The organism is Streptomyces sporangiiformans (assembly GCF_005768555.2).
GTDB lineage: Bacteria > Actinomycetota > Actinomycetes > Streptomycetales > Streptomycetaceae > Streptomyces > Streptomyces sporangiiformans.
Map to the genome: position 1 here is coordinate 22,740 of NZ_VCHX02000334.1, position 10,518 is coordinate 33,257.

Sequence of the window (10,518 nt, forward strand, 5' to 3'; positions counted from 1 at the left end):
TTCACTACTTAATTAGTGAAAGGGTGGTGGAAGCGAGTGGTCGAGTTCCGCATCGACCGGCGCACCGGTGTGGCGACCTACGTGCAGATCGTCCAGCAGACCAAGCAGGCCCTCCGCCTGGGCCTGCTCGAACCGGGCGACAAGCTCCCCACGGCCCGCGAGGTCGTCGAGGCCACGGCCATCAACCCGAACACCGTGCTGAAGGCCTACCGCGAGCTGGAGCGCGAGGGCCTGGTCGAGGCGCGGCGCGGCCTCGGCACGTTCGTACGGCGTTCACTGGGCGCCGCCCCGGCGGACTCGCCGCTGCGGGCCGAGCTGTCCGACTGGACGGCCCGCGCCCACGCCGCGGGCCTGGACCGGGACGACGTGGCCGCGCTCTTCGCCTCCGTACTCGACGAGCAGTTCCACAACGGGCAGTTCGGCGACGGCCGGTTCCACGACGAGCAGCGGTTCAACAACACCAAAGGGGAACAGGCATGACCGAGACCGCCATCGAGGCGGCCGCACTGGGCAAACGGTTCGGGCGGCGAGGAAAGTGGGCGCTGCGCGACTGCGCCCTGAAGCTCCCGGCCGGACACGTCTGCGCTGTCGTCGGCCCCAACGGCGCGGGCAAGTCCACGCTGCTCGCCGTCGCCGCCGGACTGCTCAAGCCGACCGAGGGCGCGCTCACCGTGCTCGGCACGCACCCCACCGAGGCCCGCCCGCGCCTCGCGTACGTCGCCCAGGACAAGCCCCTCCACCCGCAGCTCACCGTCGCGGCCACCCTGCGCCTCGGCCGGGAGCTCAACCCCGGCCACTGGGACGCGACCGTGGCCGAACGCGTCGTCAGGCAGGGGGACCTGGATCCCAAGGCGCGCGTCCGCTCGCTCTCCGGCGGCCAGCGCACCCGCGTCGCGCTCGCCCTCGCGCTGGGCAAGCGGCCCGAACTCCTCCTCCTGGACGAGCCGATGGCAGACCTGGACCCGCTGGCCCGCCACGAACTGATGGGCACCCTGCTCGCCGAGGCCGCCGAGAACGGCACCACGGTGGTGATGTCCTCGCACGTCGTCGCCGAACTCGAGGGGTCCTGCGACTTCCTGCTGCTGCTCGGCGCCGGCCGGGTGCGCCTCGCGGGGCCGCTGGAGGACCTGCTCGCCGCGCACACCCTGATCACCGGCCCGGCCGGCGCCCTCACCGGTCTCGCACCGCACACCGTCGTCGAGTCCCGCACCACGGGCCGCCAGCTCACCGCCCTCCTCCGCCCGGCCGGCCCGCTGGACGACGTCTGGCAGACCGCCGCGCCGTCCCTCGAAGAACTGGTCCTCGCCCATCTCCGCAGCCCGGAAGCCCCCGCGCTGCTCCTCGACGCCACCGCCACCAAGGAGGCCGCCGCATGACCGCCCTCGCCGCCGTCCCGACGGCCCCCCGCCGCCGGTCCCGGCTCGCGCCGCACGGACTGACCTGGTCGGTGCTGCGCCTGCACCGCACGGCGCTGTACATCTGCGGCGGCGCCTTCGTGGCCTTCGTCGCCACCATGATCTGGATGTACGCCATCGGGGACGACGCCCGCGCGAGCATCGGCGCCTGCGGCTCACCGGGCTCCGGGCTGCCCTCCTGCCTGGAGATCACCGAGCGCACCGCCGACGACACCTACCGGTACGTCCTGTCACTGGCCACCACGGTCCTGGCGTACACGATGTTCCCCGTCGCCGCGTGGGCGGGCGGCGCGCTCATCGGCCGGGAGCTGGAGAGCGGTACCGCACGGCTGGCCTGGACCCAGTCGGTCACCCCGCTGCGCTGGCTCGCCGCCAAGCTCGCCGTGCCCGCGCTGCTGCTGACCGCCGGCGCCACGGCGGCCGTCCTGCTGAACATCTGGGCCCGCCGGGACGACAACCCCAACCTGACCGGCGACTGGTACCACCCCGACGACTTCGTCACCACCGGCCCTGCCGCCGTCACGTACGTCCTCGCGGGCCTGGCCCTCGGCGCGCTCGCCGGGCTGGTCACCCGCCGGGCCCTGCCGGCCGCCGGCCTCGGCTTCGCCGCGACGCTTGCGCTCTACAACATCCTGGAGAGGTACCGGGAGGACCTGTGGCCCACCGTGTCCAGGACGGGTGACACCCCCAGTGAGCTGCCGCGCTCCGCGCTCCAGGTGGAACACGGGATGGTGCTCACCTCGGGCGAGCGGGTGACGGCCTCCCGCTGCTCCGTGATGCCGGACTCGACCTGCGTGAACGACGCGGACGTCGCCGGGTACTACAGCACCTTCCACCCCCAATCCCATTTCTGGCCCCTCCACCTCGTGAGCGCCGGCATCGCGCTGGCCGTCGCGGTGCTGGCCACCGCCGCCGCCTTCTGGCTGCTGCGCCGCCGCACCCCCTGAGCCGTACGACCGGTACGCCCCTCGCAGGGGAAGGGGCGTACCGGTCGTCGCCCATGCCGTTTCCCGTGCCGTTTCCCGTGTCCGCGGACGCTCTCCGGTGCCTGTGGACGCCCGGGAGACCACCCGCGCTATCCCTCACGTCATGTCGCCGTAACCATCGATTCAGACAGCCTTGCGACCCTCGACGAATGAACCCCGCCGTACCCGAGCCTTCGCCTCCACCGGAGAACGAGCCCTCGTCCGTGAAGGAGAACGGGAGCCTTTACTTCACGGCCGCGCTCCCGCCCGCTCCTTTCGATGCGCCCGTTTCCGTCCTGGCGCGGAAGAATGGGTTCATGAGTCAGCCAGACACCCAGGCACAGGTACAGCACGCGCAGCCCTCCGTTGGCTCCATCGCCGCGCACCGCCCCCACACCGTTGCCGCCGTGGTCTCCGATCTGGAGCCCGACCTCGACGCCGATCTCGACGCGTACGAGGAGTCGGAGCAGGAGGGCGTCCGGCTCCCCCAGGGCCGCTTCCTGGACCGGGAGCGCAGCTGGCTCGCGTTCAACGAGCGGGTGCTGGAGCTCGCCGAGGACCCGCAGACGCCGCTCCTCGAGCGGGCGAACTTCCTGGCGATCTTCGCCAGCAACCTGGACGAGTTCTTCATGGTCCGCGTGGCCGGTCTGAAGCGGCGTATCGCGACCGGCGTCGCCACGCGCTCCGCCTCCGGCCTGCAGCCCCGCGAGGTCCTGGAGATGATCTGGTCCCGCTCGCGCGAGCTCATGGCGCGGCACGCCGCCTGCTACCAGGAGGACGTGGCCCCCGCGCTCGCGGAGGAGGGCATCCACCTGGTCCGCTGGAACGAGCTGACCGAGAAGGAGCAGGCCCGCCTCTTCACGCTCTTCCGCAACCAGATCTTCCCGGTCCTGACGCCGCTGGCCGTCGACCCGGCGCACCCCTTCCCGTACATCTCGGGCCTGTCCCTGAACCTCGCGGTCGTGGTCCGCAACCCGATCTCCGGCCACCGCCACTTCGCCCGCGTGAAGGTCCCGCCGCTGCTGTCCCGCTTCCTGGAGGCCTCCCCCGGCCGCTACGTCCCGCTGGAGGACGTGATCTCGGCCCCGGCCCACCTGGAGGAGCTCTTCCCGGGGATGGAGGTCCTGGAGCACCACATGTTCCGGGTCACCCGGAACGAGGACCTGGAGGTCGAGGAGGACGACGCCGAGAACCTGCTGCAGGCCCTGGAGAAGGAGCTCATGCGGCGCCGCTTCGGGCCGCCGGTGCGCCTGGAGGTCGAGGAGTCCATCGACCGGTACGTACTCGATCTGCTGGTGCGGGAGTTGAAGATCACCGAGGCCGAGGTGTACCCGCTGCCGGGTCCCCTGGACCTCACGGGCCTCTTCGGTATCGGCCGCCTCGACCGGCCCGAGCTGAAGTACCCGAAGTTCGTCGCGGGCACCCACCGCGACCTCGCCGAGGTCGAGTCGGCGTCGGCGCCCGACATCTTCGCCGCCCTGCGCGAGCACGACGTCCTGCTGCACCACCCGTACGACTCCTTCTCCACCTCCGTGCAGGCCTTCCTGGAGCAGGCCGCGTCCGACCCGGACGTCCTCGCCATCAAGCAGACCCTGTACCGGACCTCGGGCGACTCGCCGATAGTGGACGCCCTCATCGACGCCGCCGAGTCCGGCAAGCAGGTCCTCGTCCTGGTCGAGATCAAGGCACGCTTCGACGAGCAGGCCAACATCAAGTGGGCCCGCAAGCTGGAGGAGGCGGGCTGCCATGTCGTGTACGGCCTGGTCGGCCTGAAGACCCACTGCAAGCTGTCGCTGGTGGTCCGCCAGGAAGGCGACACCCTCGCCCGCTACAGCCACGTCGGCACGGGCAACTACCACCCCAAGACCGCCCGTCTGTACGAGGACCTCGGTCTGCTCACCGCCGACGCCCAGGTCGGCGCGGACCTCTCCGACCTCTTCAACCGCCTCTCGGGCTACTCCCGCCGCGAGACGTACCGCCGCCTCCTCGTCGCCCCCAAGTCCCTGAGGGACGGCCTGATCGCCCGGATCCACAAGGAGGCCCAGCACCACCGCGCGGGCCGGCCCGCGTACGTCCGCGTCAAGGTCAACTCGATGGTGGACGAGGCGGTCATCGACGCCCTCTACGGCGCGTCCCAGGCGGGCGTGCCGGTGGATGTATGGGTGCGCGGCATCTGCGCGGTACGCCCGGGTGTGCCCGGCCTGTCAGAGAACATCCGGGTACGTTCCGTCCTCGGCCGCTTCCTCGAACACTCCCGTGTCTTCGCCTTCGGCAACGGCGGCGAGCCCGAGGTGTGGTTCGGCAGCGCCGACATGATGCACCGCAACCTCGACCGCCGGATAGAGGCCCTGGTCCGGGTCAAGGACCCGGCCCACCGGGCGGCCCTCAACCGGCTCCTCGAGACCGGTATGTCCGACGCGACCTCCTCCTGGCACCTCGGCCCCGACGGCGACTGGACCCGTCACTCGTCCGACTCCGACGGCCAGGCCCTGCGCAACGTCCAGGAGATGCTCATAGACGCCCGGAGGCGCCGGCGTGGCACAGCGACACCTTGACCCCGCGGACCCCAAGGCCGGTCCCGAGACCGTCCCTGTGGCCGGGGACGCCCTGGCGGCCTACCTCCAGGCCCAGGCCACGGAGTTCCTCCGCGCCCTGCGCCAGCACCGCGAAACCGGCGGCGGGACGTCGAACCACTCGGCATCCAACGGCTCGGCGCCGAACGGCACCGAGGAGACCATCGACGCGGCCCGCGCCCTGCGTCGCTCGGCCCGTCGCATCAGCGGCACGCTCCACACCTTCCGGCCCCTGCTGGACGCGGACTGGTCGGAGGCTCTGCGCCCCGAACTGGCGTGGCTGTCGGGCACCTTGGCACTGGAGCACGCGTACGCGGCGCGCCTGGAGCGACTGCTGGCGGCCCTGCACCGACTGTCGGGCTCCTCCGCGTTCCCGGCACAGGCGACCGGTTCCGCCGTGGGCAGCCGTGCCACGACGGCGGAGTCCCGCCCGAAGCGCGCGGAACCCGAGTCGGCCGCCGGCCCGCACAGTGGATCCACATCGGAGCGGGGCCACCTGACCGTAGGAGCGGCCAAAGCGGGCGCCCTCCTGGAGCGCCAGCTCACGCTGGCCCGCACACGGGCCCACTCCGCGGCGCTCCAGGCGCTCGGCTCGAGCCGTTTCCACGCGGTCGCGGACAACGTCGCCGTACTGGCCAGCGAGGTCCCGCTCACCCCGGCGGCGGCCACCGCCGACCTCAAACCGCTCGCGGCCGCCGCGGAGGAGCGCCTCTCCGACGCCGTCACCGGGCTGCCCTTACTCACCGCCGGCCACCCCTACAACGCGGCGGCCCTCGTGCAAGGCCTCTCCACGGACACGGCCCCACAACCCCAGGACGCCCCCTGGCACCAGGTCCGCCTCCTGCTGCGCCTGCACCGCTACGCCCGGGAGGTCCTGCACGGCGACGAAGCCCCCGTGGACGTACACCTGTTGAGCGCCGGCCAGGCCATGGACCGGCACCGGGACGCGGCGGAGGCGGCGTCGGCGGCGGCCTCGGCGGCCCGCACCCCGCGGATCGCCCCGGCGACGGCGTACGCGCTCGGCGTGCTCCACGCGGATCAGCGGCACGAGGTGGAAGCGGCCCGGTTCGCGTTTCAGCGGGCCTGGCGGAAGGAGACGGCCGGCGCACCGTGACCGGCCGAGCAAGGCCAACGGCCCGCACCCCACGACCGAAGGAGGCCCTGTGCACATGACGAACGGTGATCCCGTCCTCGCGGCGGGCTGCGTCCTGTGGCACCGCTCACCCCTCGACGGCGAACTGGAGGTCTGCCTCGTCCACAGGCCGAAGTACGACGACTGGTCGCATCCGAAGGGCAAGCTGAAGCGTGGCGAGGACCCGCTCGCGTGCGCGATGCGGGAGGTCGAGGAGGAGACCGGCTTCCGCTGCGAACCCGGGCCGCGGCTGGCCACGATCCACTATCCGGTCAACGGCCGCCCCAAGGAGGTCACCTACTGGGCGGCCGAGGCGACCGAGGGCGCCTTCACCCCCAGCAACGAGGTCGACCGCGTCCTCTGGCTCTCCCCGCAGACCGCCCGCGACCGCCTCACCCAGCCCCGCGACCGGGTCCTGGTGGACGAGCTGCTGGCGGCGCTGCGGCACGCGTGAGCGCTCTTCAGCCGGCGGCCAGATGCCCCTCGGCGTCCTCGCGCGCGAGGCTGCGGGCGCGACGGGCCGGTCCTCTCCAGCCGCAACTGCAACGGGCCACGCAGAAGCGGCCCTGCTCGGTGGTGGTCGTGCGGTGGTCCCTGGGGTCGAACTCGTCCTGCTGCGCCACGTGACAACCGTACCGACCTCGAGCGCGGCGAGATCAGCTGCGTCGCGAACTTCCGCCGCTTCCGCGAACTACCACGGCAGTTCGCGGTCTTCCGCGCTCACCCGCGCTCTTGCGCGCTCATCCGCACTCTTCCTCATGGCGTGACGGCCCTCCCCACCCGTCGTTAAGCGGAACGACAGGAGGCGCACAGAGGGACGGCCCGGCTTGGGGGTAGGCAGGCGATGGTGGAGCGGCAGCACAGACAAGGGGGCGGGGCGGTCGCCGTGGCCGCCGCGGCGGCGGGGCTGATGGTCTGCGCCACCGGATGCACGGGCAGCGGGGCCGCCGCCGAGGACGGACGCTCCGCCGACGATCCGGTCGAGGTGCTCCAGCAGGCCTCCGCGGCCCTGGTGCGCGCGGGCAGTTCCAGAGCGCGTACGTCGATGCAGATGGCCACCGGTGGCACCCGCGTCACCATCCGCGGCGAGGGCGCCTACAACTTCCGGCAGCAGGTCGGCCGGCTGAAGGTGCTCCTCCCGCAGGACCCGGCCGGCGCCACCGAGCACCGCCCGATCACCGAACTCCTGGCAGATGGCGCGCTTTACATGAAGAACCGCGGAGGCGGTGTTCCGGCCGACAAATGGGTCCGCGTCGACACGGCCACGCTCTCCGACGGCAACCTCGTCACCGGCGGCGCCACCGATCCGCTCGCCGCCGCCGAACTGCTGCGGGGCACGCGGAAGGCGACGTACGTGGGGCAGACGTCCGTCGCCGGCACCCGGGTACGCCACTATCGCGGGACCGCCGACCTCCGCGAAGCCGCCGGGCGGGCCTCGAAGGGCAACCGCGGACCGCTCCGCGCGGCGGCGAAAGGGTTCGCCAGGACCGAGGTCCCGTTCGACGCCTACCTCGACGACCAGGGGCGCATCCGCAAGGTCCGGCACCGCTTCAGCTTCGTCAACGGGCAGCGGCAGGGCACCGTCGCGGTCTCCTCGACGACGCTGCTGTACGACTTCGGGGCCCCCGTGGACGTACGACTGCCCGACGCCGAGGACATCTTCGCGGGGAAGATCGCCGATGAGTAGGGACCGCGGCCGGGGCGCGGGACGGCCGGAATGTGCGGGGCCGGAAATGGTCCGTTGGTGCCATGCGCCGCGTGTAGGCCGCTCCCTACTCTAGGAAGTCGGTGACGGCAGGAAGAGGTGATGCACGTGGCTCCGGTGCGCGGTACGGCAGTTCAGGACCACGTGGCCCTCGCCGAGATCGAGCTGTGCGGAGACCTGATCATCGCGGCCTCGACCACCCGTGAGGACCGGCTCAGCCCCGACCGCATCGACGAGGTGCTGAAGTTGGCCGAAGAGCGCTTCCTCGAGGAGCACGGCGAGGGCGCCGGCAAATCGCCCTGACCACCCCCCTTGGAGTGGGATAAGTCACCTGCCGGCACGGTCACGTACGCAGCAGACGCCCGATCGCCTTCGTCGCCTCTTCCACCTTGGCGTCGATCTCCGTACCTCCCTTGAGGGCCGCGTCCGCGACGCAGTGGCGGAGGTGCTCCTCGAGGAGCTGGAGGGCGAAGGACTGGAGGGCCTTCGTGGAGGCGGAGACCTGGGTGAGTATGTCGATGCAGTAGACGTCCTCGTCGACCATCCGCTGCAGGCCCCGGATCTGGCCCTCGATGCGCCGCAGCCGCTTGAGGTGCTCGTCCTTCTGCTTGTGGTAGCCGTGGATCCCACGGTCGTGGTCGGTCACCACATCCGCCGTACCCGCGGAGGGCGCGTCCGCGCCGGCTTCGGTGGTCGTCATCGCGTCCTCCTGCTGGTCACTGCGGCGAACCTGACCGGCCCGCCGGGTATATACCCCTGCTGGGTATATGGTAACGAATTTTGCTGGGTATAGGGCCCTTGACCGATTCTCCGGCCGGCCCCACGGTCGGTCTTCCGCTCCGGCCTTCCGGTCAGTCCCCTGATCAGCTCCTGACCAGCGCCGCCTCAGCCTCCGGTCGGTCTTCGAAGGACCCCGTGCTGACCACTCTGCATGATGAGCCACACTGGTGGACGGCCGGTTAGCCGTGGCCGGATGATGCACCTAGCATCAGCCAGACCGAAACCGAAGCAATCCGAGGACCACACGTGCGATTTCGTCTGACCCCCAGGGAGACGAGCTTCTACGACATGTTCGCCGCATCCGCGGACAACATCGTCACGGGCTCGAAGCTCCTGATGGAACTGCTCGGAGCGGACACGTCCGCCCGGGCCGAGATCGCAGAGCGTATGCGGGCCGCGGAACACGCCGGTGACGACGCCACACACGCGATCTTCCACCAGCTGAACTCCTCGTTCATCACGCCGTTCGACCGCGAGGACATCTACAATCTCGCGTCGTCCCTCGACGACATCATGGACTTCATGGAGGAGGCCGTCGACCTCGTCGTCCTCTACAACGTCGAGGAACTGCCGAAGGGTGTCGAGCAGCAGATCGAGGTGCTGGCGCGGGCGGCGGAGCTGACGGCCGAGGCGATGCCGAACCTCCGCACGATGGACAACCTCACCGAGTACTGGATCGAGGTCAACCGCCTGGAGAACCAGGCCGACCAGATCCACCGCAAGCTGCTGGCCCACCTCTTCAACGGCAAGTACGAAGCGATCGAGGTGCTGAAGCTCAAGCAGATCGTGGACGTACTGGAGGAAGCGGCGGACGCGTTCGAGCACGTGGCGAACACGGTGGAGACCATCGCCGTCAAGGAGTCCTGACCCTTTCATGGACACCTTCGCTCTGGTCGTGACCATCGGCGTCGCGCTCTTCTTCACGTACACGAACGGCTTTCACGACTCGGCGAACGCGATCGCGACGTCCGTGTCGACGCGGGCACTGACACCGCGGGCGGCGCTCGCGATGGCCGCGGTGATGAACCTCGTCGGTGCCTTTCTGGGCAGCGGGGTCGCCAAGACGGTCAGCGAGGGACTGATCTCCACGCCACAGGGCTCGAAGGGGATGGGCATTCTCTTCGCGGCACTCGTCGGCGCGATCACCTGGAACCTCATCACCTGGTACTTCGGCCTGCCGTCCTCCTCTTCCCACGCGCTGTTCGGCGGCATGGTGGGCGCGGCTCTGGCAGGCGGTACGACCGTCTACTGGTCCGGTGTGCTCGAGAAGATCGTCATCCCGATGTTCGTGTCACCGGTGGTCGGCCTGGTCTTCGGCTATCTGGTGATGACGGTGATCATGTGGATCTTCCGGCACTCGAACCCCCACAAGGCGAAGCGCGGTTTCCGCATAGCCCAGACGGTGTCGGCGGCGGGCATGGCCCTGGGCCATGGTCTCCAGGACGCCCAGAAGACGATGGGCATCGTGGTGATGGCCCTGGTCATCGCGGATGTCGAGGAGTACGGCGACGCCATTCCGGTCTGGGTGAAGATCGCCTGCGCGGTCATGCTGTCTCTTGGTACGTACGCGGGTGGCTGGCGCATCATGCGTACGCTGGGCCGCAAGATCATTGAACTGGATCCGCCGCAGGGGTTCGCCGCCGAGACGACCGGCGCGTCGATCATGTTCGTCACGGCCTTCCTCTTCAAGGCCCCCATCTCCACGACCCACATCATCACGTCGGCGATCATGGGTGTGGGCGCGACGAAGCGGGTCAATGCCGTTCGCTGGGGTGTCGCCAAGAACATCATCCTGGGCTGGTTCATCACGATGCCGGCGGCGGCGCTGGTCGCCGCGACGAGCTTCTGGATCGTGAACGTGGCGTTCCTGTAGGGCTCTTCCTCGCCCCCGCCGCCCCTACCCGTCCCATCCTCCTGGGGCTCCGCCCCAGACCCCGCCAGGGGGCCA

12 protein-coding genes are annotated in these 10,518 nt (G+C 70.5%); 10 read left to right on the forward strand and 2 right to left on the reverse strand.

Annotated features, from left to right (window positions below):
* Positions 1-36 precede the first annotated feature (36 nt).
* The 6 genes from FGD71_RS42280 (at position 37) to FGD71_RS42305 (ending at position 6,539) form a co-directional block, all read left to right on the forward strand.
* The gene (locus FGD71_RS42280) at positions 37-480 is read left to right on the forward strand and encodes a GntR family transcriptional regulator (RefSeq protein ID WP_119105897.1); all 444 of its coding nucleotides are present in this window, start codon (positions 37-39) and stop codon (positions 478-480) included.
* Positions 477-1,376, forward strand: a complete 900-nt coding sequence (locus FGD71_RS42285; protein WP_119105898.1) for an ABC transporter ATP-binding protein — start codon at positions 477-479, stop codon at positions 1,374-1,376. The genes FGD71_RS42280 and FGD71_RS42285 overlap by 4 nt, the downstream gene beginning before the upstream one ends.
* The gene (locus FGD71_RS42290) at positions 1,373-2,362 is read left to right on the forward strand and encodes a hypothetical protein (RefSeq protein WP_119105899.1); all 990 of its coding nucleotides are present in this window, start codon (positions 1,373-1,375) and stop codon (positions 2,360-2,362) included. The genes FGD71_RS42285 and FGD71_RS42290 overlap by 4 nt, the downstream gene beginning before the upstream one ends.
* 335 nt (positions 2,363-2,697) lie before the next feature.
* Positions 2,698-4,935 carry an RNA degradosome polyphosphate kinase gene (locus tag FGD71_RS42295; protein ID WP_162931378.1) on the forward strand — a complete coding sequence of 746 codons (2,238 nt, stop codon included), beginning with the start codon at positions 2,698-2,700 and terminating at the stop codon, positions 4,933-4,935.
* Positions 4,916-6,067: a CHAD domain-containing protein gene (locus FGD71_RS42300; RefSeq protein ID WP_119105901.1), complete on the forward strand. Its 1,152-nt coding sequence runs from the start codon at positions 4,916-4,918 to the stop codon at positions 6,065-6,067. The genes FGD71_RS42295 and FGD71_RS42300 overlap by 20 nt, the downstream gene beginning before the upstream one ends.
* 55 nt (positions 6,068-6,122) lie before the next feature.
* The gene (locus FGD71_RS42305) at positions 6,123-6,539 is read left to right on the forward strand and encodes an NUDIX hydrolase (RefSeq protein ID WP_119105902.1); all 417 of its coding nucleotides are present in this window, start codon (positions 6,123-6,125) and stop codon (positions 6,537-6,539) included.
* Between the two features lie 7 nt (positions 6,540-6,546).
* Here FGD71_RS42305 and FGD71_RS47770 read toward each other — a convergent pair whose 3' ends face one another.
* Positions 6,547-6,708 (reverse strand): hypothetical protein, encoded by a 162-nt coding sequence (locus tag FGD71_RS47770; RefSeq protein ID WP_162931379.1) that lies wholly within the window; start codon positions 6,706-6,708, stop codon positions 6,547-6,549.
* 221 nt (positions 6,709-6,929) lie between these two features.
* On the opposite strand from FGD71_RS47770, the gene FGD71_RS42310 reads away from it, so the two are divergent.
* Positions 6,930-7,772, forward strand: a complete 843-nt coding sequence (locus FGD71_RS42310) for an SCO4651 family lipoprotein (RefSeq protein ID WP_119105903.1) — start codon at positions 6,930-6,932, stop codon at positions 7,770-7,772.
* Between the two features lie 120 nt (positions 7,773-7,892).
* On the forward strand, positions 7,893-8,093 hold the full coding sequence (locus FGD71_RS42315; protein WP_181359383.1) for a hypothetical protein: 201 nt from the start codon (positions 7,893-7,895) through the stop codon (positions 8,091-8,093).
* A gap of 40 nt (positions 8,094-8,133) precedes the next feature.
* Here FGD71_RS42315 and FGD71_RS42320 read toward each other — a convergent pair whose 3' ends face one another.
* Positions 8,134-8,490: a metal-sensitive transcriptional regulator gene (locus FGD71_RS42320; RefSeq protein WP_119105904.1), complete on the reverse strand. Its 357-nt coding sequence runs from the start codon at positions 8,488-8,490 to the stop codon at positions 8,134-8,136.
* A 326-nt stretch (positions 8,491-8,816) separates the two neighbouring features.
* On the opposite strand from FGD71_RS42320, the gene FGD71_RS42325 reads away from it, so the two are divergent.
* Complete coding sequence (locus FGD71_RS42325) at positions 8,817-9,437, forward strand: DUF47 domain-containing protein (RefSeq protein ID WP_119105905.1); 621 nt, start codon at positions 8,817-8,819, stop codon at positions 9,435-9,437.
* Positions 9,438-9,444: 7 nt separating this feature from the next.
* Positions 9,445-10,443, forward strand: a complete 999-nt coding sequence (locus tag FGD71_RS42330) for an inorganic phosphate transporter (protein WP_119105906.1) — start codon at positions 9,445-9,447, stop codon at positions 10,441-10,443.
* Positions 10,444-10,518 lie beyond the last annotated feature (75 nt).